The 25,252-nt window shown below is 62.3% G+C and carries 23 protein-coding genes, 3 tRNA genes and 1 pseudogene; 16 read left to right on the top strand and 11 right to left on the bottom strand.

Features of this window, described 5'->3' with window-relative positions; translation table 11 throughout:
- Window positions 1–231 precede the first annotated feature (231 nt).
- A complete protein-coding gene (locus ICM05_RS12450) occupies window positions 232–891 on the bottom strand; it encodes a pentapeptide repeat-containing protein (protein WP_188024949.1) in 660 nt (219 codons plus the stop codon).
- Between the two features lie 147 nt (window positions 892–1,038).
- On the bottom strand, window positions 1,039–2,028 hold the full coding sequence (locus tag ICM05_RS12445; protein ID WP_188024948.1) for a DUF805 domain-containing protein: 990 nt from the start codon (window positions 2,026–2,028) through the stop codon (window positions 1,039–1,041).
- 286 nt (window positions 2,029–2,314) lie between these two features.
- Between ICM05_RS12445 and ICM05_RS12440 the strand changes: the two genes are divergently transcribed.
- The 4 genes from ICM05_RS12440 to ICM05_RS12425 all read left to right on the top strand — a co-directional run bounded on the left by ICM05_RS12440 (window position 2,315) and on the right by ICM05_RS12425 (window position 5,299).
- Complete coding sequence (locus ICM05_RS12440; RefSeq protein ID WP_188024947.1) at window positions 2,315–3,289, top strand: Ppx/GppA phosphatase family protein; 975 nt, start codon at window positions 2,315–2,317, stop codon at window positions 3,287–3,289.
- On the top strand, window positions 3,286–3,726 hold the full coding sequence (locus ICM05_RS12435) for a cytidine deaminase (RefSeq protein WP_188024946.1): 441 nt from the start codon (window positions 3,286–3,288) through the stop codon (window positions 3,724–3,726). The genes ICM05_RS12440 and ICM05_RS12435 overlap by 4 nt, the downstream gene beginning before the upstream one ends.
- 51 nt (window positions 3,727–3,777) lie before the next feature.
- Window positions 3,778–5,076 carry a thymidine phosphorylase gene (locus ICM05_RS12430; protein ID WP_188024945.1) on the top strand — a complete coding sequence of 433 codons (1,299 nt, stop codon included), beginning with the start codon at window positions 3,778–3,780 and terminating at the stop codon, window positions 5,074–5,076.
- Between the two features lie 151 nt (window positions 5,077–5,227).
- Window positions 5,228–5,299: transfer RNA gene (locus tag ICM05_RS12425), tRNA-Gln, on the top strand.
- Window positions 5,300–5,392: 93 nt separating this feature from the next.
- Here ICM05_RS12425 and ICM05_RS12420 read toward each other — a convergent pair.
- The 4 genes from ICM05_RS12420 to ICM05_RS13015 all read right to left on the bottom strand — a co-directional run bounded on the left by ICM05_RS12420 (window position 5,393) and on the right by ICM05_RS13015 (window position 8,185).
- The gene (locus tag ICM05_RS12420) at window positions 5,393–5,647 is read right to left on the bottom strand and encodes a PspC domain-containing protein (RefSeq protein ID WP_188024944.1); all 255 of its coding nucleotides are present in this window, start codon (window positions 5,645–5,647) and stop codon (window positions 5,393–5,395) included.
- A 180-nt stretch (window positions 5,648–5,827) separates the two neighbouring features.
- The gene (locus ICM05_RS12415) at window positions 5,828–6,712 is read right to left on the bottom strand and encodes an ADP/ATP-dependent (S)-NAD(P)H-hydrate dehydratase (protein WP_188024943.1); all 885 of its coding nucleotides are present in this window, start codon (window positions 6,710–6,712) and stop codon (window positions 5,828–5,830) included.
- Window positions 6,713–6,745: 33 nt separating this feature from the next.
- A complete protein-coding gene (locus ICM05_RS12410) occupies window positions 6,746–7,165 on the bottom strand; it encodes an MmcQ/YjbR family DNA-binding protein (protein WP_188024942.1) in 420 nt (139 codons plus the stop codon).
- Between the two features lie 117 nt (window positions 7,166–7,282).
- A complete protein-coding gene (locus ICM05_RS13015) occupies window positions 7,283–8,185 on the bottom strand; it encodes a LysR family transcriptional regulator (RefSeq protein WP_188024941.1) in 903 nt (300 codons plus the stop codon).
- Window positions 8,186–8,254: 69 nt separating this feature from the next.
- Between ICM05_RS13015 and ICM05_RS12400 the strand changes: the two genes are divergently transcribed.
- The 3 genes and pseudogenes from ICM05_RS12400 (at window position 8,255) to ICM05_RS12390 (ending at window position 11,776) form a co-directional block, all read left to right on the top strand.
- Window positions 8,255–9,424, top strand: coding sequence for a TDT family transporter (locus ICM05_RS12400; protein WP_188024940.1), 1,170 nt, complete (start codon window positions 8,255–8,257; stop codon window positions 9,422–9,424).
- Between the two features lie 70 nt (window positions 9,425–9,494).
- Window positions 9,495–10,688, top strand: a pseudogene (locus ICM05_RS12395) (SulP family inorganic anion transporter); the annotation flags it as partial.
- Window positions 10,689–10,786: 98 nt separating this feature from the next.
- Window positions 10,787–11,776, top strand: coding sequence for a pseudouridine synthase (locus ICM05_RS12390; protein WP_188024938.1), 990 nt, complete (start codon window positions 10,787–10,789; stop codon window positions 11,774–11,776).
- A gap of 36 nt (window positions 11,777–11,812) precedes the next feature.
- Here ICM05_RS12390 and ICM05_RS12385 read toward each other — a convergent pair whose 3' ends face one another.
- On the bottom strand, window positions 11,813–12,352 hold the full coding sequence (locus ICM05_RS12385) for a YaeQ family protein (protein ID WP_188024937.1): 540 nt from the start codon (window positions 12,350–12,352) through the stop codon (window positions 11,813–11,815).
- Window positions 12,353–12,405: 53 nt separating this feature from the next.
- On the opposite strand from ICM05_RS12385, the gene ICM05_RS12380 reads away from it, so the two are divergent.
- Complete coding sequence (locus tag ICM05_RS12380) at window positions 12,406–13,224, top strand: SDR family NAD(P)-dependent oxidoreductase (RefSeq protein ID WP_188024936.1); 819 nt, start codon at window positions 12,406–12,408, stop codon at window positions 13,222–13,224.
- Window positions 13,225–13,242: 18 nt separating this feature from the next.
- On the opposite strand, the gene ICM05_RS12375 is transcribed toward ICM05_RS12380, so the two are convergent.
- Window positions 13,243–13,671 (bottom strand): META domain-containing protein, encoded by a 429-nt coding sequence (locus tag ICM05_RS12375; protein WP_188024935.1) that lies wholly within the window; start codon window positions 13,669–13,671, stop codon window positions 13,243–13,245.
- A 123-nt stretch (window positions 13,672–13,794) separates the two neighbouring features.
- Between ICM05_RS12375 and ICM05_RS12370 the strand changes: the two genes are divergently transcribed.
- The 4 genes from ICM05_RS12370 (at window position 13,795) to ICM05_RS12355 (ending at window position 17,885) form a co-directional block, all read left to right on the top strand.
- On the top strand, window positions 13,795–14,562 hold the full coding sequence (locus tag ICM05_RS12370) for a glycerophosphodiester phosphodiesterase family protein (protein ID WP_188024934.1): 768 nt from the start codon (window positions 13,795–13,797) through the stop codon (window positions 14,560–14,562).
- A 113-nt stretch (window positions 14,563–14,675) separates the two neighbouring features.
- Window positions 14,676–16,337, top strand: a complete 1,662-nt coding sequence (locus ICM05_RS12365; RefSeq protein WP_188024933.1) for an FAD-dependent oxidoreductase — start codon at window positions 14,676–14,678, stop codon at window positions 16,335–16,337.
- Between the two features lie 85 nt (window positions 16,338–16,422).
- Entirely contained in the window at window positions 16,423–17,520 is a 1,098-nt protein-coding gene (locus tag ICM05_RS12360) for a YihY/virulence factor BrkB family protein (protein WP_353055912.1), read from the top strand.
- A 68-nt stretch (window positions 17,521–17,588) separates the two neighbouring features.
- Window positions 17,589–17,885 carry a metal-sensitive transcriptional regulator gene (locus ICM05_RS12355; protein ID WP_188024932.1) on the top strand — a complete coding sequence of 99 codons (297 nt, stop codon included), beginning with the start codon at window positions 17,589–17,591 and terminating at the stop codon, window positions 17,883–17,885.
- A 64-nt stretch (window positions 17,886–17,949) separates the two neighbouring features.
- Here the strand turns inward: ICM05_RS12355 and nhaA are convergent, their stop codons facing one another.
- The gene (nhaA, locus tag ICM05_RS12350; protein ID WP_188024931.1) at window positions 17,950–19,254 is read right to left on the bottom strand and encodes a Na+/H+ antiporter NhaA; all 1,305 of its coding nucleotides are present in this window, start codon (window positions 19,252–19,254) and stop codon (window positions 17,950–17,952) included.
- A gap of 188 nt (window positions 19,255–19,442) precedes the next feature.
- Between nhaA and ICM05_RS12345 the strand changes: the two genes are divergently transcribed.
- A complete protein-coding gene (locus tag ICM05_RS12345) occupies window positions 19,443–21,440 on the top strand; it encodes a BCCT family transporter (RefSeq protein WP_188024930.1) in 1,998 nt (665 codons plus the stop codon).
- Window positions 21,441–21,538: 98 nt separating this feature from the next.
- On the opposite strand, the gene mscL is transcribed toward ICM05_RS12345, so the two are convergent.
- Both mscL and ICM05_RS12335 read right to left on the bottom strand, forming a co-directional pair.
- The gene (gene mscL / locus ICM05_RS12340) at window positions 21,539–21,925 is read right to left on the bottom strand and encodes a large conductance mechanosensitive channel protein MscL (protein WP_188024929.1); all 387 of its coding nucleotides are present in this window, start codon (window positions 21,923–21,925) and stop codon (window positions 21,539–21,541) included.
- A gap of 44 nt (window positions 21,926–21,969) precedes the next feature.
- Window positions 21,970–22,815, bottom strand: coding sequence for a thioredoxin domain-containing protein (locus tag ICM05_RS12335; RefSeq protein ID WP_188024928.1), 846 nt, complete (start codon window positions 22,813–22,815; stop codon window positions 21,970–21,972).
- A gap of 192 nt (window positions 22,816–23,007) precedes the next feature.
- Here ICM05_RS12335 and thrC point away from each other — a divergent pair, with 192 nt between their 5' ends.
- The 3 genes from thrC (at window position 23,008) to ICM05_RS12320 (ending at window position 25,070) form a co-directional block, all read left to right on the top strand.
- Window positions 23,008–24,438 carry a threonine synthase gene (gene thrC, locus ICM05_RS12330; RefSeq protein ID WP_188024927.1) on the top strand — a complete coding sequence of 477 codons (1,431 nt, stop codon included), beginning with the start codon at window positions 23,008–23,010 and terminating at the stop codon, window positions 24,436–24,438.
- A gap of 221 nt (window positions 24,439–24,659) precedes the next feature.
- Window positions 24,660–24,735 (top strand) — tRNA-Glu (locus tag ICM05_RS12325).
- 259 nt (window positions 24,736–24,994) lie between these two features.
- Window positions 24,995–25,070 (top strand) — tRNA-Glu (locus ICM05_RS12320).
- The last annotated feature ends 182 nt before the right edge of the window (window positions 25,071–25,252 follow it).

The raw sequence follows: 25,252 nt of genomic DNA, 5'->3' as shown, positions 1-25,252 counted from the left end.
CAATGAGTGCAAGCGTGTTGTTTCCCTTTCACTGTTTTATTGGGGGTTCGTTCCCTGGTTTCTTTTCCTGTTGTAGGGGGAGGGGCTAGGGGGCGGGCCCCCTTTTTTTGTACCCACAACCAGGCACCTCACGCGACGCAACGGCACTGCATGTACGGGGGAGGGGAACGGGCTAGCACGGGCATTGAAGCGTTCCGCTCGCCCGCACCCCTGTGCGGCGTTATTGAGTGGTTAGTCCGCTACGGTGATGCCCAGGTGCTCAGCGAAGGCCGTAGTCATATACATGAGCTGCTCGTGTGAGAGCACTGCTCCGCGCAGGCCTTCGAAGCCCTCAAACGCTGCAAAGTCGAGACCTCGGAGATCGAGGTTCTTCGCCTGCGTGCGGTTGAGCGTCAGCTTCCGTGTGCGGCAGTTCTCGAACTTCACTCGATCGACCTTTGCTCCACCGAAGTCGACCTCGTCGAGCGTGCAATTGCGGAAAAGGACGTCGCGCACGTTTGCGCCACGAAGATTGACCCAGCCGAGCTTCGAATCAACAATGAGCACTCGGCGAAATTCTGCGTCAGGGACATCCACTGCGCCAAGTCGTGACGCCGTGATCACGACATCCCGCCAGGTGCTACCGTTCGCTGCGAGGCCCGGCGCTGCAAGGCGATTGAGGTGAGTCTGAATCATTCGGCCACCACGGAGCTGCAAACGCTCCACAGAGCAATCTACGAGCTCACAGTCGAGGAACGATGCGCCAGACAAGTCATTGGGCAGCTCGACTTTTGAGAATTGGATCCCGTCAAGATCGCATCCCGGCTCGAGATCTCCGACGTAGCCCTCCGCGAGGTGTGGCAGATGAAGTGGACTGAGCTGTGGTGTGGTGTCTTTCGCGAGCTTTGGCATGGGTTCACCCTAGCGGTTGCCTCTGACAGCGTTGATCACTGAGTGGGTGGGTGGATCCGCCCCTCCAGAGAAAGCAAATGGCCCTGACAGCCGCCTGCATCAGAAGCGATGCGGCGGCCGTCAGGGCCATTGTGCGTTGTACCGGGACTACGCCTGGGGTGGGTACTGGTACGGGGTCTGCTGCGCGACTGGCTGCGCGTAGGTGAGGTCGCGATCGAAGCGGCGTCCTGCTGCCTTCGACGGCAGGATGAAGAATACGATCAGCGCGATGCTGGCTACGTAGCCGAGGTAGGGGATGAACCCGGCGAGGCCGATGAGCCAGAGGGGGCCGGGGAAATTGCCATCGTGCAGTCGGCGCCACGAGATCGCGATCTGCGGGACGAGGGTGCCGAGCCAGAGTACGAGAAGCATGATTCCGCCGACGACCATCATGAGCACGCCGCCTGCGCTTGGTGCACCCATGTACGGGTTGTAGTTGTAGTCGTAGTCATAGCTGTAGTAATCCATGTACGACAGAGCTGGCAGCACCATGAACATGCCGATGGTGAAAATGATCGTCGGGATGATCGCAAGCAACGATACGAACAGGTATGACCACCAGTACTCGCTACGCGATGCGCGGCCAGAGAACTTGGCGTAGGACTTGAAGTAACGCTTGATTGCCTGACCGAAGGTCGCGCCATACAGTGGGCGGCTGAGGTCCATAGGGTCAATCGCGCCGTCGAAGGGTTCACCGGGGCCGGGAACGCCAGCGCCCTGCGGTGCGTACTGCGGCTGCTGATACGGGTAACCGGGAGCAGCCTGCTGGTACGCAGGTGCGCCATAAGCGGGAGCTGCGGGTGCGCCATAGGCAGGTGCAGCCGGTGCAGCGGGGTACGCGGGAGGCGCGGTGTAGCCAGCATCTGCCGGAGGAGCGCCGTATGCGGGAGCGTTGGGTGCTGCGGGTGCTGCGGGTGCCGCCGGTGTTGCAGGTGTTGCAGGTGCTGCAGGAGCATCGTTAGCAGGTGCTGCAGGAGCAGCGGGCGCCGCAGGCTGGTCAGCTGCGGGAGCTTCGGGAGCCGCGGGAACTGCCTCGGGGGTAACCTCGGGCCCGTTCTCGTCAGGGTTCTGCGTGCCCTCGGGTGGCAGGTTCGTCATGGTGCTTCTTCTCCTTGAATGAGAGCGCGGGCATGGACAGCCCGCACCAAGCAGGCTGATACTTCAAGCGTACGCAAGATTCTGTTATCTGTATGGGAATCCTTTGCGTGAGCCGTTATTTGGGGGATTTCTTCTGGAAACCCCTACTGCGTTGCCGCCGGGGAGTACCGTAGATCGACGAGCCTGCTCTGCTGACGGTGCGAGCCAAGCGGAATCTCGAGGCAATCGCACCGTGTTGATCACACCTGCACTGCACTTGTCGGTGGTCGTGGATAGACTCATCCACATGCGCCTCGGAGTCATCGATGTCGGATCCAACACTGTCCACCTGCTCGTGGTCGACGCCCACCCGGGCGCGAGCCCCAATCCTTACCAGAGTGAGCGCACCACGCTGCGCCTCATGCGGTACCTCGATGCCGAGGGTGCCATTACTGAGGAGGGCGTGCAGCTGCTCGTCGATGCGATCCGCAACGCGGTTCGCGTCGTTCGTGAGATCGGTGTCGACGACCTGATTGCGACCGCGACGAGCGCGATCCGCGAGGCAGCAAACGGCCCAGAGGTGCTTGCCCGCATCGAGCGTGAAACGGGAATCCCCTTGCAAGTCCTGTCCGGCGAAGATGAAGCGCGGATCACGATGCTCGCGGTGCGACGTTGGCTCGGGTGGTCGGCAGGAGAGATCCTGCTCTTTGACATTGGTGGCGGCTCATTCGAGATCGCGCAGGGTGTTGACGAGTACCCCGAGGTGCAGGTGTCGCTGCCACTGGGTGCCGGTCGCACGACGATTAACTACTTGCGGGAAGATCCGCCCTCGCGCGAGGCAGTGTCGGCGCTCCGTGCCCATGCGCGCGCTGAGTTCACGAAGGTTCGTGATGAGCTCTTCGCCGACCGTCCCAAGCCGAAGCGCGTCGTCGGCACCTCGAAGACGATTCGCTCATTGGCCCGTCTTGTTGGTGGGCCGCCCGATCCGGTCACCGGTGACCTCGCTCAGCTGCACTATGCGGGTCTGCGCGAGTGGGAACCAACGCTGCGCCAGATGCCGGGTTCGGTGCGCGAGTACCTGCCGGGCATTACCCCCGAGCGCGGCTACCAGATTATTGCCGGCGCGGTTGTGCTGCGCACCGCGATGAAGGTCTTCGGCGTTGAGACGCTGACGATCTCGCCTTGGGCGCTGCGCGAGGGCATCGTGCTGCGGTACATCGATGCGCTTGATGGTCGCGGCGCTGACCCGGTCACTGAGAGCTTCCGTGGCGTGCAGTCATGACCGAGGGCACCCCTGATCTCTTCGATCAGCTGCACGCAGCAGCTGTGAGTGCACGCGTTGGTGCCTATGCGCCGTATTCGAACTTCACGGTGGGCGCCGCGGCGCTCGTGTTTGGCGGATCCGGCCACGGCCTCGGCGTTCCTCGCATCGTGACCGGCTGCAACGTTGAAAACGCCTCCTACGGCCTCACACTCTGTGCTGAGTGCGGTGTGGTGTCAGAGCTGCACGCCTCAGGTGGTGGCGAGCTCGCCGCGCTGGTGTGCGTTGGTGGTGATGTTGACGTTGATCCGCGCATCGTAATGCCGTGCGGTCGGTGCCGTCAGCTGATTTCTGAGCATGCGGCTGCGAGCTTTGTCTTGCAGGGGGCGGATCGCCAGTACTCGCTGGAAGAACTCCTGCCAGCGGCATTCAGTGCTGACGAGGTGCGCCCCGGCTAGTTCCGGCGCACGTGCCCGCAAGAGTCAGAGGACGAGAGAAGGACGAATTCCATGCTTGAACCGTTTGATGCTGTTGATGTGATCCGCGCGAAGCGTGATGGCGGCGCCGTGCCTGAAGCAGAGCTGCGCTGGTTTGTTGACGCGTACACTCGCGGGTATGTCTCGGACCCGCAGATGGCTTCGTTTGCAATGGCCGTCTTCTTGAATGGGATGGCGCGTGAAGAAATCCGGATCTTGACCGACGCGATGATCGCGTCGGGGGAGCGGATGTCGTTTGGTGCGCTGTCAAAGGTGACCGTCGATAAGCATTCGACCGGTGGCGTCGGCGACAAGATCACGCTGCCACTCGCTCCGCTCGTTGCCTCGTTTGGGGTAGCCGTGCCGCAGCTATCTGGGCGCGGCCTTGGACATACGGGCGGCACGCTCGACAAACTCGAGTCCATTCCTGGGTGGCGCGCGGCGCTAACGAACGAGGAGTTGTTCGCTCAGCTTGAAGAAGTTGGTGCGGTGATCTGCGCTGCCGGCTCCGGTCTCGCGCCCGCAGACAAGAAGCTGTACGCGCTGCGTGACGTCACGGGGACGGTGAACTCGATCCCACTCATCGCGTCGAGCATCATGTCGAAGAAAATTGCTGAAGGTACCGACTCACTCGTGCTCGACGTGAAGTTCGGTTCAGGCGCATTTATGCAGGACTACGCGCTCGCCCGTGAGCTCGCTGAGACGATGGTCGCACTCGGCGTCGACTCCGGTGTGCGCACGACCGCGTTGCTCACAGATATGAATACGCCACTTGGCCGCGCGATCGGCAATGCGAATGAGGTGCGGGAGTCGGTTGAGGTGCTTGCCGGTGGCGGTCCAGCCGACGTTCGTGAACTCACGGTGACCCTGGCACGCGAGATGCTCACGCTCGCGGGCCAGCCCGACGCCGATGTTGACGCAGCCCTCGACGACGGCCGTGCGATGGACACGTGGGAGCGGATGATCCGCGCCCAGGGCGGCGACCCAGCTGCTGCGCTGCCAACCGCACGCGAGACCCACACGATTGTCGCGCCGACGACCGGCGTGCTCACGCGGCTCGATGCGCTTGCGGTGGGCGTGGCCGCATGGCGGCTCGGCGCTGGTCGTGCCCGTGCGGACGACGCGGTCGTGTTCGCCGCGGGAATCGACCTGCACGCGAAGCCGGGCGACCTAGTCGTGGCCGGTCGGCCGCTCATGACCCTCTCCGCTGACGATGCGGGCCGCTTTGCACGGGCGATCGAGGCACTTGAGGGTGCATGGAGTATTGATTCTGACGCGGATCCGAAGAACTTTGCCCAAGCCCCACTCGTTCGCGACCGGATAACCGCGTGAGGAGTCCCCGCCAAAAACGTTGATAAATCAACGCAACGCGCGCGGGAAACGCGCAGAAGGGGCCTCGATTTTGCCGACAGGCATTCCAGTGGGTAAAGTTATATCTCGTTGGAGCGGTTCGCAAGAACTTCTGAAAGACAACAACCCACATTGGGATATGGTGTAATTGGCAACACTACGGTTTCTGGTACCGTCATTCTAGGTTCGAGTCCTGGTATCCCAGCGAAATACAACCCCTTGAGTTTCATTGAAACTCAAGGGGTTGTTGCTTTTCTGAAAGCTGGTGCGGTTGGCCACCGTTGGCCAGCCTCACACGCTAGCTGTTTGAAGTGAACAGCCGCTCAGCGATGATCGAGTCGTCATCTGCTTTCGGAAGCAGGAGCCATGCCGCGAGATACCAGCCAAGGCCGAATACTGGCAGCAGAAACGCAATCGCAGTCAGCACCCGAACAATGCTTGGTCGCCAGCCGAGTTTATGAGCGATGCCGCCACAGACGCCGCCGAGCACACGGCTTGGGCCGCGCTTCACTGGGGAACGGTGGAGTGCTTCAAAAAACCTATTGCTTGCCATCGTGGCCTCCTCGTATCTGGTGTCCTTTCCAGGCTAGCGATCAGCCCCAATCGTGAACAGTGGTTTCCGCTGAATTCAGGGTTGTGTCAGGGGCGGATCAGGGGTTCCCCTGAGCGGGTGAAAACTCCTGCCCAGCCAGCCCGTGGCGCAGCAATTTCCTGTGCCTTACGGCAAGAGGAACTACGCGGTGAGCCGTTCGATTGCAGCGGGCAGGTGATCCGCCACGTCGCGGGCAGTGATCGGTCGGCCCTGGGGCGACGGCCCGGCAGCGAGGCGAGCTGCCGCGTCGTGCAGTAACGCGGCAGTAGCGGCGAGCTCGGCGAACTGGCGTCCAGTCGTGGTGATGCGCGTCGCGTGCCGGGCGGTGAGAGCGCCGAGGATCCCTGCGAGGACGTCTCCGGTGCCGGCGGTCGCGAGCCACGGAGTCGCAGGTCCCACCCGCAGGAGTGAGCCATCTGGCGCTGCGACGAGTGTGACCGAGCCCTTCAGCATGACCGTGCAGGTGAGGGCCGTGGCGAGCTCAGTGGCAGCCTCGGCATCATCCGTGGGCTGCGGGCGGTCAAGCGCGCGCCACAGCGCCGCAAACTCGCCTGCGTGGGGTGTGAGGGCGAGGGGTGCCTGCGGAGGCGCGGAGAGGCGCGTGCGTGCGGCGAGCTCGAGCGCGCCAGCGTCCGCGACGACGGAGCGTTCTCCCGCAAGGATCTCGCGCAGCGCGGCAGTTTCGGAGGGGGAGCGCTCGGCCGGATCAGTGCCGCTGCCGATGAGCCAGGCGGTGAGTTTGCGATCCGCCGGGGAAATCACGGTCTCGGGTCGCGCCGTAAGCACCGCAGCAGCCGGGGTTGGAAGGCCGAACGGGGGTGCGCTCGCATCGATCTGCGGTACGAACTGGACCAGACCGATTCCCGTGCGCCAGGCGGCCTCGGCGCCGAGCACCGCAGCGCCGGGATACGTGGGCGACCCGGTGCGCAGGCCGAGGACTCCGCGGCTGTACTTGTGATCGCGGGCATCGGGTGGCAGCAAGAGTGGTGCGGCGTCCGATGCACTCCAAGGGGTAGTGTCGCTCATGTTCGCTCCTTCACGGCTGCGATGCGGCGAACATCAGTTCTGGCCGTCGGCTGTGCCGGCTGAGCCGTGGCGCAACTCAGCTTGGAGTTTCTTTGAGAGTGAACCAAACACGATCTCATAGGCGTGTTCAAGAAGCTCACGAACACGTTCTGCGGGGATCGTTGCTTCTGGCACGAAGCGGATGGTGTTCCAATGCACCTTGTTCGAGTAGTACCCGGGCACTACTTCGGGATAGGCCTGGCGCAGTGCACTGTTCTCGTGCGGATCGCCTTTGAGCGTGATTGAGGGAATTCCTTCGCCGTCTTCGCCGAGCCTGGCGAACTGCTTTGTGCCGACCGCGAGAACGTACGCGTCCCATTCAGGCTTCACGAACGTGACGGCGCCCGGAAGATCCAAGACGAGTTCGTCGAGCCAAGGAATGGTAATGAGCTCCCGAAGCGTTTTCTCTGTCATAGATCACAGCATGGCAGCTCAAGCGAACGAACGGAATAGGTCGTGGAGAAGTGCTCGCGGGGGACTCGCTTCCTCCTTGGGGCTTCACGCGGAGGCACAGTTGCTCCGAACGTAGCGCTACTCCGAAGCGACAGCTAAGAATCGTCGCGCCAGCGGCGACAGCTGACCGTTCCAGACCCCGCGAAATACCCGAGTCATCGCGGGTCCGCTGAGGGGTACTCGCACCAAGTGGCCGAGCGCAATTTCACCCTCAACGAGCTGCAGGCTCAGCACCGCAGGGGCGATGCCAGCGCGGGCGTTCGCGCGAATGATGCCGCTCGTCTCGAGCACCGCGGCGGGCGTTGCGAGGCTGTGTCCAGCGGCACCGAGATAGCTCTCGATTGTGGCGCGCGTCCCCGAGCCCTCCTCACGCACGAGGAGGGGAGTGGCTGCAAGCATCTCGGGCGTGATTGACACCGTGTGTGCCCACGGATGCGTGGGTGACGTGACCACTGCGAGTTCGTCGCTTGCGACATCGGCCGTGTTTAGGCCGACTGGCGCGTGCGGGCCTTCGCAGAATCCGAGGTGGGCGGATCCTGACCGCACCAGATCAGCCACCGTCGTCGAGTTGCCCGCCACAAGCCGGACCGTCACTGATGGTGCACGTCGCTGGAACTCGAGGAGCCAGTCGGGAAGCATGAGTTCGGCAATCGTCTGTGAGGCTGCAACGACGAGTTCGCCACTGGGCTGCTGGAGGGCTCGCACGCCGGCGTCAAGACGATCTGCGGCCTCGAGGACCGGCTGGGCAAGGCCAAGTACAAACCTGCCGGTCTCTGTGAGCGACGAGCCGGAGGGGGAACGGCGCACAAGTTGATGGCCGACCGTGCGCTCCGCGATCCGCACCCGTGCAGAGACCGCTTGTTGGGTGACGCCGAGGGATTCTGCGGCGCGAGTGATGGAACCGGTCGCGGCGACCTGCTCGAGCACCTCGATCGTGTCGAGGTCGAGCGTGCGGTCGGTGATGCGTCGGTTGGAGGTCACAATGATCTATTGTGCCCTACCAAGCTGACCGACGTAGTAGCCAAAGCTGTCGCGCGCCAGACTAGATACATGACCGCAACCACCATTGCACCGCCCCAGAACACGCCGCCTGCTGCGCAACACGGGCAGGCGCCGCGCCGCCTCTTCGCGGCGCTCAGCACCCCGCGTGAGATCTACTCGAACCTCACCCCGAACTGGTATGCCTCGATCATGGGCACCGGTATTGTCGCGATTGCCGCAGCCTCACTGCCACTGCAGTTTCCCGGACTGCGCACCGCGGCGACGGTGATCTTGGCGCTCGCGGCGGTGCTCTTGGTGGCGCTCACTGTGGCGACGGTGCTGCATTGGATCCGATTCCGCGGCACCGCTTCGAAACATCATTTGCACCCGGTGATCTCGCACTTTTACGGCGCTCCGCCCATGGCGTTTATGACCGTCGGTACGGGCACGCTGCTGCTCGGCAAAGACTGGATCGGTATCGACGCCGCGGTCTCGATCGACTGGGTGCTCTGGACGATCGGTACCATCGGCGGACTCATTACCGCGGTCATGGTGCCCTACCTCGCGTTCACGCGCCACGACTACCAGCCTGAGGCTGCCTTTGGTGGCTGGCTCATGCCGGTCGTGCCACCCATGGTCTCGGCGACCGGTGGCGCGCTCTTGCTGCCATACGCTCCGGCGGGACAGCTCCGCGAGACGCTGCTCTGGACCTGTTACGGCTTCTTCGGGCTCACGCTCATGTCAGCGGTCATCATCATCTCGCTCATTTGGAGCCGACTTATGCAGCACGGTGTCGGTGCAGCGGGCATGGTTCCGACGCTCTGGATCGTGCTTGGCCCCGTGGGACAGTCGATCACCGCGGCCTCGCTGCTCGGTGCAAACGCGAGCGGCGTCGTGAGCGATGAGATCGCCGCGGGCCTCAACACCTTCAGCTTGATCTACGGCTTTGCAATGCTCGGCTTTGGACTGCTCTGGACAACGGTCGCACTCGCCATCACCATTCGCACGGCACGCGCTGGCCTGCCCTTCAGTCTGACCTGGTGGTCCTTCACGTTCCCCGTTGGCACCTGTGTGACCGGCCTCAACGGGCTTGCGGCGCACACCGGCCTCGTCGCGGTTCAGGTGCTCGCCGTGATCTACTACATCGGTCTGGTCGCCGCGTGGATCATCGCGGCATCGCGCACCTTCCACGGCTCGGTCATCAAGGGCACGCTCCTCGCACCGCCCCAGGCTGCGTAAACTGGTCTGCGGCCGTTTCTTCCTTGCCAGTGTCGCGATGGGAAATGGCCGCAGAAGGAGAGAACGAAGTATGCAGCGCGAGAATCAGACGGCCACGAAGATGAGCGGATCCGCGCACCCACCAACGGTTCTCACCGCGCTGCGCTCGCCGCGATTGCTCACTCGCGAGGTGCTCGCGGGACTCGTAGTTGGTCTCGCGCTCATCCCAGAGGCGATCTCATTCTCGATCATCGCTGGTGTCGATCCGAAGGTTGGCCTGTTCGCCGCCTTCGTGATGGCAGTGACGATCGCGTTCGTCGGCGGTCGCCCGGCGATGATCAGCGCGGCGACCGGCGCCGTCGCGCTCGTGATCGCACCGGTATCGCGCATCTACGGCATGGACTACTTCATTGCCACGGTCATGCTCGCTGGCGTCTTCCAGATTCTGTTCGCGGTGTTTGGCGTCGCCAAGCTCGTGAAATTTGTGCCGCGCAGCGTGATGACTGGCTTTGTGAATGCGCTGTCGATACTCGTGTTCATTGCGCAGTTGCCGCACCTCATCGATGTGCCGTGGCCGGTGTATCTGCTCGTTGCTGGTGGCCTCGTGATCCTCGCGGTCCTGCCGCGCTTCACGCGCGCGGTCCCAGCGCCGCTCGTCACGATCGTCATCATCACCGCGGTCGTAATTCTCTTCGCCATCAACGTGCCCAACGTTGGCGATCAGGGCGAGCTGCCGCACAGCCTGCCCGAGCTCTTCGTCCCGAACGTGCCGCTCAACCTCCACACGCTCGCGATCATTGCGCCGTACGCAATCGCCATGGCACTCGTCGGACTCATGGAGTCGCTCATGACCGCGAAGCTCGTCGACGACATCACGAAAACGCCATCGAACAAGACCCGTGAGGCGTGGGGTCAGGGCATTGCAAACATCGTGTCTGGCTTCTTTGGCAGCATGGGCGGTTGCGCCATGATCGGCCAGACCATGATCAACGTGAAAGTCTCGGGCGCCCGCACCCGCATCTCGACGTTCTGCGCCGGTGGCTTCTTGCTCCTGCTCGTGGTGGTGTTCGGGGACCTCGTTGCGATGATCCCGATGGCGGCGCTCGTCGCGATCATGATTATGGTCTGTGTGGCGACCTTCGACTGGCGCAGCATCACGCCCCGCGGGCTGAAGACGCTCCCCAAGCGCGACACGATGGTCATGGTCATCACGGTGGCGCTTGTGGTGGCCACCTCGAACCTCGCGGTCGGCGTCATCGTTGGCACGCTCCTCGCCGCCCTCATCAACGCGACCGCGCGCAAGTTCGCGCTCAAGAGCTAGCTCCCGCGCGAGGCCAGCGCCCGTGCGGGAATCGCTGATCCGCGCCCCGGTAAGATTGAACGATGCCCCCGAAGTCTCCGCTTGCGCAACGCAATGGTCTCGATCCTGCGTGGCTACGCACTGACGGCTTCGACCGCAATCAGCCGAGCCCGTGGTTGACGATGCGCGACTGGCTCGATGATCGCCTGCGCGTACACATGGACGTCGATGCGAGCATCGCCGAGGAGCGGTTCGTCCTCGCAGACGGCCAGCCCGTCAGGGCAGAAGACCCGTACCTGCCGTACACCTTCGTCTGGTTCCATCGTGACCTGCGCGAAGAGGCGACGGTGCCGGGCAAGATCCACACGGTGTTTGAAGATGAGCGCATCATGGTCGTTGACAAGCCGCCGTTCCTGTCGTCGATTCCGCGCGGCAGGCACGTGATGCAGAGCGTCGTTGTGCGACTGCGCGCCGAGCTCGGCCTGCCAGAGCTGACACCCATGCACCGCCTCGACCGTGTGACGAGCGGCCTTCTGCTCCTCGCGAAGGAGCGGCAGTGGCGGGGGCCGTACCAGTCGATGTTCCAGTACGGCCAGATCACGAAGACCTACCGCGCGATCGCCCCGCTGCGTGACGACCTCGCAAGCCCGACCGTCGTGCGCAGCCACATCGTGAAGGAACACGGTGTCATGCGCGCGAGCGAGATTGCGGGAGCCGCACCCAACTCGGAATCTCTGGTCGAGCTGGTGGGGGAGTTGGCTGGTGGATCCGCGCCCCTCGCATACCCCGAGCTGCCAGGTGCTGACGGCGTCAGCGCCGCGCCCCCGCGCCTCGGGGAATACAAGCTGTCACCGGTGACCGGCAAGACGCACCAGCTGCGCATTCACCTCGCTGGCCTCGGGATCCCGATCGTGGGCGACCCGCTGTACCCGGTCGAGCGCGACGTCACGATTGACGACTTCACGATCCCGCTGCAGCTGCTCGCGAACGAGCTCTCGTTCACCGACCCCGTCGACGGGACCGAGCGCTCATTCACGAGTGCACGCGCGCTGCCGTTGCTGACGAACGAGTAGGGCGCGGATCCGCCCACCCGTCAGTGTCCCGCAACGTTAGGCAGCGGGGTGCGAGCCGATCGCGGTCTCGAACGAAGCGCCGTTGAGCTCAACGTACAGCGTGCCCTCCGTGCGCGATACCGACATGGTGTTGCGGCGATCAAGTGCGCCAGCGAGCTCGTCGATGAACTTCGAGTCAAAACTGTGCACGACCAGTGCCTCAGCGTTGTAAATCGTCTTGCCTTCCCACGCGCGCAGCACCTTCGCGGGATCACGGTGGGTGTACACGGCGGCGTAGTCAGCGAGCTTGCTGCCGAAATGCATGCGAGCTGCATCGGGCGCGCCAATCTCGATCCACGAGGTCACCTTGCCAGTGAGGTCCTTCACCCACAGCGTCGGCTCGTCGGTCGTTGAAACTCCGCCGCCAAAGTCGATACCCTCCTGGAACTCCAGGCAGTACGCCAGCACGCGCGTCACCATGAACGCCTCAGTCTCAGAGGGGTGCCGTGCAACACGCAATGAAAAATCCTCGTAGACGCCGCGATCAATGTCAGCGAGTTGAATTGAGAAATTCAGAATGGTCGAACCGATAGCCATAAACACCGATTTTAGAGGTTCTTCGACCCGAGGATTTCTCGTACGCTGGGGACATGACCGCAACACACGCAGCACTCATCACCGGATCATCCCGCGGCATCGGAGCCGCAGTTGCCAAAGCGCTCGCCGCAGCGGGCATTCCGGTGGCGCTACTCGCTCGCGACGAGGCGAAGCTCGCAGCTGTCGCTGAGGAGATTCGCGCCGCCGGTGGCGTTGCTGAGTATCGAACGGCAGACATCACCGACGCAGTGGCCGTGGCGGCCGCTGTCGATGAGCTTGTCGTTGCCATGCCGGTGCCGCTCGCGCTTGTGGTGAACGCGGCCGGTCGGATCGATCGTGAGGTGCCGCTCTGGGAAGCCGACGTGGATCAGTGGCGTGCGGTCGTCGAGACGAACCTCATCGGGTCGTTCACTGTGTCGCGTGCGGCGATTCCAGCGATGCTGGCAGCAGGCGGTGGCCGCGTGGTCGAGCTGGCATCCGGTGCCGGAGCGAACGATTGGGCGAAAGCGTCGGCGTACACCCCGAGCAAGGCTGGAGTGATTCGGCTCGCGGGTCACCTGCACGAGGCCGGCTTCGAGCAGGGACTGCGCGCGTTCGCGGTCGCGCCAGGCGTCGTGAAAACAGATATGACTGATTCGATGGACCTGCACAAGGGTCGCACCGAATATACCCCGGTGTCAGATACTTGCGACCTGGTGCTTGCAATCTTCGCTGGCGAGCTCGATGCCTGGTCGGGCAAGTATCTGCGTGCGGGTCAGGATTCGCCAGCGTCGCTCGCGGCGTATGAGGCCGCGAACGGTGCTCCTGAACACTGGGTGCGCCGGCTCGGCGTTGAGCCGTGGGGTGCGGACGATCCGAGTGCGCGCCGCTGACGCGCGAACGGCGGTTGACTAACGGCTGAGGGTGCCGATCACGTCACCATCGATGTTGCTGATCTCGAGCACGTTGTTGACGACCTTGCCGGTCGCCATGCCGTTCAGCCAATCATCAACGTCCATGCACGCCATGAGGGTCATTGCGCCGTCGGAACCGAACGTAATGGTGTCGCCCGATGTGGAGAAGCTGCCCATGAGCTGGTTGCACCCGTCGTTACCGGTGTAGGTGCCGTCATCGATGAGGGTGAGGTTTGGCTCGCCGTCATTCACTGAACCCCAAGTGCCGAGTACCTGGGTGCTGAGGTCGGTGGTGGAATCAATGCCTGGGGTGTCTGCCTGGCCGGACGCGCCGTTGCTTGCACAGCCGGTGAGCGCCAAGGCGAGTGCGCCGGTGACCCCCGCTGCGAAGAGCAGGCGACCGGTTGAGCGTGAGGAGATGTGCATGTTTCACATCTTCCCAAAGAAGTGTGTGAACGGGGTGGAAAATCGGTGAAAAGTCGCGAGTCTGAAAAGCGGGTTGGCGTAAGCTGAGAGTCGTCTCTCGTTCGTACAGAAGGGCGCAGCTGAATGGCTCATCCTTACCTCGTAGGTGCACCTCAACCGAAGATCTTTGCGCACCGTGGTTTTGTGCCACGCGAAGCTCGCGGCCAGATCGTTGAGAACACTCGAGCGGCGTTTCGCGCGGCCGTAGCCGCTGGCGCAGAGTACGTCGAAACGGATGTGCATCTCACGCGGGACGGCGTTGTGGTCTGCTTCCACGATGAGGATCTCACTCGGGTCGCTGGCGATCCGCGCACCATCGCATCCCTCACGCGCGCCGAACTGGCCGCGGTGATGACCGACAAGGGCGGGCTGGTGACGCTCGAGGATGCGCTCGCAGAATTCCCAAACACGCGATTCAATATCGATGTAAAGGCTGCGGCTGCTGCCGAGCAGACCGGCTGGATTGTTGCGGGGGCGGCGGATCGCGTGCTCCTCACGAGCTTCTCAGATCGGGCCCGTACTCGTGCGCTTGCGGCAGCGCGCGATCGCGGCGCTCGAGCTGCGACCTCACCTGGCAAGCGTGGCATCATGGCGTTGCTTGGCGCGCTCGCCACCCGCTCGCCCTGGGTCATTGATCGCGCCCTTGCTGGCGTCGATGCGCTCCAGATTCCGGTGAAGAGCGGTCCGGTCCGTGTGCTCACCGAACGGCTTGTGCTCCACGCGCACCGGAACGGCGTTGAGGTGCATGTCTGGACGGTGAACAACCCGCTCGATATGCGCGTGCTCATGAAGTTTGGCGTTGATGGCGTAGTAACTGATCGCACGGATCTGGCGGTCGCAGAGCTGCGCTAGTACCTGAGTGTGCTCTGGGCGCACTCAGGGTGCGCTCCATGGCTTGCTTGACATTCTAGATACCCCCGGGGGTATAATTTTGGCAACGGAAGAGCTGAATGAATGGAGCCCTCATGCGCATTGTTGTTGTCGGTGGAGTTGCCGCGGGAATGAGCGCGGCCGCACGTGCGCGCCGCCTCGACGAAGACGCACAGATCATTGTGCTCGAACGAGGTGAGCACGTCTCGTTCGCGAACTGCGGTCTGCCGTACTTCGTTGGCGGTGAGATTGTAGAGGAGTCGTCGCTCCTGCTGCACACCCCCGCGACCCTGCGTGACGCCCTCGATCTTGACGTGCGCGTTGGCCACGACGTGGTGGGTCTCGATGCAGCAGCAAGGCGCATTACGGTGCGTACCGCCGAGGGGGAGCAGGAGCTGACGTATGACGCGCTCATTCTCGCGCCCGGCGCGACCGCAGTGCGTCCCAACATCACTGGGATCGATTCGCCGCGCGTGCGCACGCTGCGCACCGTCGGCGATGCGGTTGCACTGCGTGAGACTGTCGAAGCCGGTGCACGCCGCGCGGTCGTGTTGGGCGCAGGGTTCATCGGCGTTGAAGCTGCAGAGGCACTGCGCCTGCAGGGGCTCGAGGTTGATATTGTGCAGTCTGCACCCCACGTGCTTGCGCCGCTGGAAACTGAAATCGCGAGCCGCGTGACGGCAGAACTGGGTCGTCTTGGCATCGCAGTTCACGCGGGAACCACTGCGACCGCCATTGCGGAGACCGGTGACGGCGCCGAGGTGACCCTCAGCGATGGGCAGCGGCTCACCGCAGACATGATCGTGCTCTCGGTCGGCGTAAGCCCGGACACCGAGGTGTTCTCGGCCGCCGGCGTGGAAGTTGAGCGCGGAGCAATCGTGGTAGACGAACACGGTCGCACCAACCTGGCAGACGTGTACGCAGCGGGCGACGCAACGGTGTCGACGGACTGGGTGACCGGGATCCGCCGTCCAGTCGCGCTCGCCGGCCCCGCCAACCGCGCGGGACGCCAGATCGCCGACGCAATTCTGCGGCCAGCGGTCGCCCGAAAGGTGCCGGCTCCAGTGGGTACCGCGATCGTACGCGTCGGCGAACTGACCGCGGCAATGACCGGCGCGAACCGCGCGTCGCTCGACCAGGCGGGCATCGCGTACGAGACGCTCCACCTGCACCCGGCACAGCACGCCGGCTACTTCCCTGGTGCGACCTCGATGGCGCTTGTGGTGCACATCCGCAAGAGTGACGGACTCGTGCTCGGCGCTCAGGGCGTCGGTAAGGAGGGCGTTGACAAACGGATCGACGTGCTTGCGACCGCGATCCGCGCGCAGTTCACGGCAGCGGATCTCATCGACCTTGATCTCGCATACTCGCCCGTGTATGGCAGCGCGAAGGATCCGGTGAACATGATCGGCATGGTTGGTTCGAACGTGGTCGATGGCACGCTCACGCTCTGGTACGCGGAGCAGTGGGAATCGCTGCGTGAGGAGGCGCTCATTCTTGACGTGCGCAGCGTCGGCGAGTTCGAGTCGGGGCATCTTCCTGGCGCGCTGAACATTCCGCACACGGAACTGCGTGAGCGCATTCGCGAGGTGCACGATGCGGCTGCGGGTCGACCCGTTCGCGCACTGTGCGGTTCGGGTGTGCGATCGCATATCGCCAATCGCGTGCTTGTGCAGGCTGGCTTTGATTCGGCGTCGATGTCGGGAGGCATGAACACGCTGCGTGACGTGCTCGGTACCGATATTCTCGTTCGCTAGGAGCTCTGTGCCCAGTATGCCGCTAGGCAGGAATGCGGCTGAGCGGCATACTGGGCACAGAGCACGATGGAACAAGGAGCCGACAGTGAGCGAGCCACTGGACACACAGAGCGAGCCGAGCGCACAGCGCTCACAGGGCGCACCTGGTGAGCGCCACGCTGGTGGTTCCTCGGTTGCGGCGCGCGGTTGGCTTCAGCGAGTCATTGCGCGGATCTTGAAGCTCCGCATCGTGCGAGCATTCATGCTGTACGACGAGAATCGCGGCGCAACCTACGCTGATTCCATCACGTACCGGGCGCTCTTTAGCGTGTTCGCCGGAATTCTGCTGGTCTTTTCGTTTGCTGCACTCTGGGTTGGGGGAGACCCCTCGGCGATGCGCTCACTCGAAGCCGCGCTGTCTCGTGTGGTTCCCGGCGTGCTGGATCTCGTTGATCTTGAACAGGTGAACATGCCTTCGGCGTTCACGATCGTCGGTGCGCTCTCGCTCGTCGGCCTCATCGGTGCTGCCATCAGCGCGATCGGTAGCCTGCGCGTGGGCTTCCGCGAAATTGCAGACGAGCTCCACGACGACGGATTCTTCGTCTGGGTGGTGTTGCGCAACCTCCTCGTCGCAATTGGGTTCGGTAGCCTGCTCGTGGTTTCAGCTGGCCTCAGTGTCGCGAACTCGATCGGTGTCGGCGCGCTCGCATCGTGGATCGGTATCGCAGAAACCTCGCCGGTAATGCGTGTGCTCACCCAGGTGCTCGGAGTGGTCGCGGTGCTGGTGATCGACACCTTGGCCATCGCGATTGCGTTCTCCCTGCTCTCGGGGTTCCGTGCGGCTGGGCGTGCGTTCTGGGCTGGCGCCCTGCTCGGTGGCATCGGCCTGACGGTGTTGCAGGAGCTCTCTGGCCTGTTTGTGCGTGGCGCAACGTCGAACCCGCTGCTCGCCTCATTTGCGGCGCTGATCGCGCTGCTGCTCTGGTTTAACCTGTCGGCGCAGGTGATCTTGCTTGCGGGGAGCTACATCGTGACGACGACCAGGGAACTGGCGGATCGCAAAGCTGGGAACCCAGAACCCGAAACCATGGCTGAATACCGCGTGCGGCGTGCCGAGGTCGTGCATCAGGTGGCCACGCGAGACCTGGCGAATGCGCGGGCGGCTGCCGTGCGTGAGAAAGACAAGGGGCGGCGCGAACGGTAACGCGGCGCTCAAGGAAACGTATACACTGCGGGGTATCCTGAGGGTACCTTGAACATTTGGAGGATCTCTTGACTGAGCAGACCGTCGAAACGCCCGAGGCGAGCCAGCATGATGCTGAAGCGCAGCGCAAGGTATTGAATCGTTTGCGGCGCGCTCAGGGTCAGCTCGGTGCCGTGATCTCTGCAGTGGAGCGCGGAGACAACTGCCGTGATGTCGTGCAGCAGCTGTCTGCCGTCTCGAAAGCGCTCGATCGGGCAGGGTTCCTGGTGATCTCGTCTGCACTCAAGGACTGCATGACCAACCCAGAAGACGCAAACAACCCGAACCCGGAAGAGCTTGAGAAGTTGTTCCTGTCACTTGCCTAGTGACTGAAATGGCGGGGCGTATGCGAATACTGCATACGCCCCGCCATTTTTGGTGAGCTCAGGCTTAGTAGGTGCGTGTGCGGGGAGGCTTCGCGATCCGCCGATACTTGCGGTTGCGGGGCACCAGGATGATCGACGCGACCAAAATCGCAACGAGCGATGCCGCAATGATGGCGACCTTTGCGTCAGACTGTTCGAAACTCCCCTCCGGGAAGCTCAGCTCAGCGACGAGCAGCGAGACGGTGAAGCCGACGCCCGCGAGCGCCCCCATGCCAATGAGGTCGATCCAGCGGATTGACGGGTCGATCGGTTTGCGGGTGATGAGCGTCATCAGCCAGGTCACCAGCGTGATCCCGATGGGCTTTCCTGCGACAAGCGCAGCGACGATGGCGAGTGTGAGCGGCGCTGTGACAGCTGCTTGAACGCCATCCCAGCCGCCGATGTTCACGCCAGCGGCGAGGAACGCAAAGATGGGGACGGCAAAGCCGGCTGACATCGGGCCAAAGCGGTGCTCCAAACTCTCAGAAAGGCCAGGCGCGTTCGAGGGCTGCGAGTTCCGGCGTGAATGAAGGACCGGAATGGTGAAGCCGAGGAGTACACCAGCAATTGTTGCGTGGATTCCCGATGCGTGCATGAGTGCCCACGCCGCAAATCCGAGCGGGAGCAAGACTGCCCACGCGAGGAGCGGGCGGGTGAGGAACGCCGACTGCCACCGCTGGGCAACAAAGCCGTACACCGCGATGACGAGCAAGGAAAGCAGCAGCGGCACGAAATGCAGGCTATCCGTGTAGAAGATGGCGATGATGCCAATAGCAATGAGGTCGTCAACGACCGCAAGCGTGAGCAAGAAGATTCGCAGCGCGCTCGGGAGGTAAGAACCAATAATTGCAAGCACAGCAACTGCAAAGGCAATATCGGTCGCTGTCGGAATCGCCCAACCACCAAGCAGATCCGGTTCGTTGTGGAGCAGGGCAACATAGATGATCGCGGGAACTGCGACGCCACCTGCGGCAGCGGCAATCGGCACAATAGCGGTGCTGAATTTGCGCAGGTCGCCTGTGACGAACTCACGCTTCAGTTCGAGGCCGACGACGAAGAAGAAGATCGCGAGGAGACCGTCTGATGCCCACTGGCCAAGCGACAGATTCAAGTGCCATGGCTCGTAGCCAATGGTGAAGTTGCGGAGCGCGAAATAGCTGTCGGCTGCGGGTGAGTTTGCCCAGATAAGAGCGATGATTGCTGCAATTACGAGCAGCATGCCTCCGACGGTTTCGCGGCGCAAGAAGTTTCCGATTGCGGATCCGCGAAGGGGCGGTGTTGCGGGAGCGGCATCCGTCGAGGATGATGCTGCGGGATGTGGTTCAGCCATGAGGCTCCTAGGGTGTGAGAAACAGACTGTCGACCAGACTTCCCGACGCACCATCTGCGTTGAAAACACAGAACTGTTTAGATACTACCCATATCTGCTGTGGGGGTGCGTTGCAAGGCATTCAGGAAGTTTCGTGGAAACAGAGAGAAAGATGAGACTCCGTACGGACCTCGATAGTGTCGGAAGGTATGAAGCAGCCAAATTCGACAAAACGATTAGCGCGCGCACTTCAAGGAGTTTCGGACACGACCCAAATTCCGCACCCGGCGCTGCTCCCAGGAATTGGTGTTGAGCAGACCGGTACGCGTTTCCCTACCAACAAATTTGTCCTCGGCGGTGCGGTTGTCGCAACGCTCGGGGTGATCGCATGGGCGTTCATCGCGCCAGAAAACCTCCTCGACGTCGGGTCAACCTCGCTGACCTGGGTGACGATGAACTTCGGCTGGCTATTTGGGGCGCTTGCGATCGTCGCTGCGCTCTTCATGATTGTGGTCGGCTACGGCAGAACCGGTGGCATTCGACTCGGTGCTGATGAGGAGGAGCCAGAATACTCAACCACCTCGTGGGTATCGATGCTCTTCGCTGCAGGCCTGGGCATCGGCTTGCTCTTTTACGGTCCACTTGAGCCGCTGACGTACTTCCAGAACCCCTCGCCCAGTCAGGCCGTGGTGGGCGGTACGCCCGCTGCTGCGCTCCCCGCGATGGCACAGACCATTCTGCACTGGGGGCCGATTGCGTGGGCGTTCTACGCACTCGTCGGTGGCGCGATTGCATACAGCACGTTCCGTCGCGGACGTGCGCCGCTCATCTCAGCGCTGTTCGAACCCGTATTCCCAGGTTCAAGTCACCGTGTGCTTGGCCGTCTGATTGATTTCTTCGCCATCGTCGTCACGCTGTTTGGCACGGCCGTTTCGCTCGGCATCGGCGCACTCCAGATTCAGAGTGGCTTCATGCTGGTGACCGGCCTCGGCGAGATGGGGAATATGTTCCTCATCGGTTCAATCGCCATCTTGACTGCGCTCTTTATCGCTTCGGCGGTTTCAGGGGTCAAGCGTGGCATCCGTATTCTGTCGAACACCAACATGTTCCTTACCGGCCTGCTTGGCCTGTTTGTCCTTATCGCCGGCCCGACCGTGTTCTTGTTGAACTACATGCCTGCCTCGCTCGTCGAGTTCTTCAACCAACTCGGCGCGATGCTCTCGCTGAACGCGAATGATGGCCCTGAGGCCGTCGAATTCCTTGGTTCATGGACGACCTACTACTGGGCTTGGTGGGTGTCTTGGACGCCCTTCGTCGGCATGTTTATCGCGAAGATTTCACGCGGTCGTACCCTGCGTGAGTTTGTGACCGTTGTGATCTTTGTGCCCTCGGCCATCGTGATCGCCTGGTTCGTGGTCTACGGCGGAACCGCGATCTGGATGACCCAACAGGGGGTCGATCTGCAGTCGGGTGGCACGAGCGAGGAAGTGCTCTTCCAGATGCTGCAGCGGCTCCCGCTCGGCATGATTACCTCGGTTATCGCAATGATTGCCGTCATTATCTTCTTTGTCACGGCTGCCGATTCTGCCTCGATTGTGATGGCCTCGATGTCGCAGTCCGGTAGGCCTGAGCCCGCGAAGTGGGTCACGATCTTGTGGGGCGTGCTGCTCGGTACGATTGCGGCGGCGCTCCTGCTCGCAGGTGGCCGGACGGCGTTGTCAGGACTGCAGTCGATCATGGTGGTCTCTGCGCTGCCGTTTGCGATCATCGTGATCGGCATCATGTTCTCGTGGGCGAAGGAACTACGCACGGATCCGTTCATCATTCGTCGCCGCTATGCCCGCGCAGCCATTGCGCAGGGCGTGCGTCGCGGTATCGATGAGTTCGGTGACGACTTTGTGTTTGAAGCGAGCGAAGTGCCCGCAGCCGAGGGTGCGGGCGCAGGCTTCGACAGTGAAGATCCCGCGCTCACTGAGTGGTACATCGATGCCACGACTGGTCCAATCGATACGATCACCGCTGAGGACGTACGCCGTACGCTCGAGCCAGGTCGTATCCAGCCGCCATCAGAAGATCCGCCGGCACGCGCTGCCTCGGGTGATGCCTCGCTCACGGTTGGTGAGAAAATCGATAGTCCCGACGCGGATCCCGACGCCGAGAACACTGCGGGCGATCCGAAGCCTCAGGCCGATCCGCCCACTGCCTAGCACAAGCGCGGATCCCAATCGCTCCAGCGCGCAAACACCGAGGGGTGCAGCCGAACGAATCGGCTGCACCCCTCGGTGCGTGAAGCGGGTAACCGGAACTACTTCGCTTCGTTCTGTGCCTTCAAGAGATCGCGGATCTCAGTGAGGAGCTCATCAGTCGAAGGACCAGCGGGGGCTTCTTCAGCAGGCTTGCCCTTGAGCTTGTTCATGGGGAGAACAAACACAAAGTACACAACCGCCGCAACGATGACGAAGTTCAGCAGGGCGCCAAGTACCGCGCCGAAGGCGAGAGCGCCGCCACCGGGCAGGGTGACCACCATCGCGCCGTCGAGCGAATCGGCCTTGAAGACCATTCCGATGATCGGATTGATGAACGACGTCACTACGCGATCAATGACTGCATTGAACGCTGCGCCGATTACGACAGCGACCGCGAGGTCGATGACGTTGCCGCGCATCAAAAACTCTTTGAATCCCTTAAGCATGGATTAACCCCCTGTGCCAGAACTATGAATAGTTCGAGCGTAATCTACTTCGCGGCTGCTGCAAGAGCCTTTTCGAGATCGGGATCAACCGAGTAGTCCCACTGCTCACCGTTGATGAGCACGAGCGGGGTGCCCATGAGGCGCTGCGGGCCGTCGGCCTGCGGCTGGCCGTACTGGTCAAGAAGCTTTGCGCCATCGGCGAGCTGGACTACGCCAGCGCCGTTGAGCACCTCATCGGAATTGGTGTCGAGGAATTCTGCGTAGGGGGTGGTCTTTGCGCAGTCAATGAACTCCTGCGTTGCCTCAACGCCTGCGCGGGTCGCGACCTTGACGAGCTCGTCGTTTGAGAGGCCCTTGGTGTTCTCTGCCGGCTGGACCTTCGAGCTAAACAGCGAGGAGTGCACCTCATATGCGTGTTCGGGCTGCTGCGAAACGGTGCAGGCGAAGAGGTTTGCCGCGCGAGTCGAGTAGTCGGTGCCCTGCGACATGCGGTTGAGGAAGGTCATCGGGGTGATCTCCATTGAGATCTCACCCGCATCAAGCTTCTCAGTGAGCATGTCGCCAAAGCTCTGCTCAAACGCGCCACACGCTGGGCACATGAAGTCAACGAAGACCGAAACCTGAGTGGGGGCCTTCAGCGTGGTGGGGTCAACAGCTACGCGATCCGCGCCCTGTGTGAGCGGCTCCGACGCGACAACCGCATCAGTGGAGGTGAACACTGCGCCACCCGACTGCATATTTGCCGGGGCCGAATCAAACTTGGTCTGTGCGACGTAATCTGCGTCACTTCCCGTCGAGCAAGCCGTCAGGCCGCCGAGCGCGAGCGCCGTGATAGCGCCAGCCCCCGCCAGAATGGTCAATTTCTTGCGGAGGTTGTTCGCGTTCTTCATACCGGGTACATCCTTTGCGTCGTAAAGTGTCCTGCGCATAACCGTAGTCGGCAAAAGCGTAAAGATCCGTGAGAAAACTATTCAAGTTTCGCGTCGGCATGTGAATCCTGGAAGAATGAGGAAGGTCGGCACGCAGTGATGTGGCGACGGACGACTGGCCTGGAGTGGCCTGGACACGGCCAAAGGAGCGACGTGAAGTACATTTCGACCCGTGGGGGTATGGATCCGGCAGAGTACGGCGAGGTACTCCTCGAGGGTCTCGCGACTGATGGCGGCCTCGTAGTTCCCGAGACGGTTCCCCAGGTGACGAGCGAAACGATCGAATCGTGGCGTGACCTTTCGTACCCTGAGCTCGCAGCCGAGGTGCTGAGCCTGTACGCGCACGACATTCCCCGCGCCGACCTTGATGCGATGTGTGCCCGCGCATACACGCGTGAGTCGTTTGTTGCAGACGAGGTCGTTCCCGTTACGAAGCTCGACGAAGATATCACGCTCGTTGGCCTTTCGGAAGGTCCGACGCTCGCGTTCAAGGACATGGCAATGCAGTTCCTTGGTCAGTCACTTGAGTACGTGCTCGCACGTACCGACCGCACGCTCAACATCGTTGGTGCGACCTCTGGCGACACCGGTTCGGCTGCTGAGTACGCACTGCGCGGCAAGGAGGGCATCTCAGTCTTCATGCTGTCGCCCCAGGGTCGCATGAGTGACTTCCAGCGTGCGCAGATGTACTCGCTCGATGATGAGAACATCCACAACATCGCGCTTGAGGGTGTGTTCGATGACTGCCAGAACCTCGTCAAGGCGCTCTCGGGCGACCTTGAGTTCAAGCGCGAGAACCACCTCGGTACCGTGAACTCGATCAACCTCGGCCGCATCAGTGCACAGATGGTCTACTACTTCTGGGCATGGCTGCGTGTCACCGACTCGCTGCCCGTCACCGAACGTGCTGGCTATGAGGTCTCGTTCACTGTTCCCTCGGGTAACTTCGGCAACATCCTGTCGGGTCACATGGCAAAGACGATGGGTCTGCCTGTGCGCAAGCTGGTTCTTGCCGCGAACGAGAACAACGTGCTTGACCAGTTCTTCCGCACGGGCATGTACGCTCCACGTAGCTCGGCTGAGACCTACCTCACTTCGAGCCCTTCGATGGATATCTCGAAGGCATCGAACCTTGAGCGATTCATTTACGATCTGCTCGGCCGTGATGGTGAGCGTCTCTCTGCAGCATGGCGTGAACTTGACGAGACCGGCAAGATTGACCTCACCGCAGAGCAGCCCCGCCTTGAGGGCGAGTTTGGCTTCGTCAGTGGCACGAGCACGCACGCGGATCGCGTAGCCACGATTCGCTCGACCTTCGAGAATACTGGCGTCATTATTGACCCCCACACCGCAGACGGTGTGAAGGTTGCACGCGAGCATCTCGAGCCCGGTGTGCCAATGTTGGTGCTCGAGACCGCAAAGCCGGAGAAGTTCCCCGAGATCGTCCTCGAAGCGACCGGTAAGCAGCTCGGCATGCCAGAGCACCTCGCAGGCCTGCTCGATCTGCCGCAGCACGTGACTGAGATGGCAAACGACGAAGCGCAGCTGCGCCAGTTCGTGGCGGAGCGCGCGGTCAAGCCGTAGTCGTCCGCCTGCTGCACGCTCCTGTGGGGCTGCTCGTGTCGCGACGCATCTGAGCTGCAGAAATCTCCATAACGGCCAGGCCGGCGCATTCTGCGCTGACTGGCCGTTATGCGTGACACTCCCGGGCAGAGTGGCTCAATTTGCGCGGAGTGCGTGGCGCATGCCAAGATATATCTCGTTGCCACGGCAGCGGGAAGTGATTCCCGAAGCGAAGTCAGCACGGCCCCATCGTATAGCGGCCTAGTACTCCGCCCTCTCACGGCGGCAACGCGGGTTCGAATCCCGCTGGGGTCACCAACTAGGCAAAATCCCTCACCTGTTACAGGTGAGGGATTTTTGTTTCTCGGGGTGAGTGTGGTGTCACTCGGGGAGCGGGTCGCCCTGAGATCTTGATGTGTGGAACAGGCCAGCGCGCGGGTGACGGAGGGCGTAAAACTGAGGCTATTGCTTGCGACTTGCCGATTGTGGGCTTCGATTTGCGAGTGAAGTTCACGGCGTGCAAAAATATATACGTTGCCACGGCAGCGGGAAGTGATTCCTGAAGCGAAGTCAGCACGGCCCCATCGTATAGCGGCCTAGTACTCCGCCCTCTCACGGCGGCAACGCGGGTTCGAATCCCGCTGGGGTCACCAACTAGGCAAAAACCCTCACTCGTTCAGAGTGAGGGTTTTTTGTTGTGCCAATTTCGGGTTATAGGACAAAAAGAGTGGATGGCGTTGGGCGATTTCAGCTGTGGCCGGCCCATCCGCTCCTTGCCCAGAGGCCTTCTTCTGCAGTGACACCGGTGTCGTAGAAGCTCACGGTCGAGGCCTGT

This window comes from Leucobacter sp. cx-42, assembly GCF_014529985.1.
Classification (GTDB): Bacteria; Actinomycetota; Actinomycetes; order Actinomycetales; family Microbacteriaceae; genus Leucobacter.
Note: the sequence above shows the minus strand (reverse complement) of the source record. Positions and strands in the feature narration are given on the sequence as shown.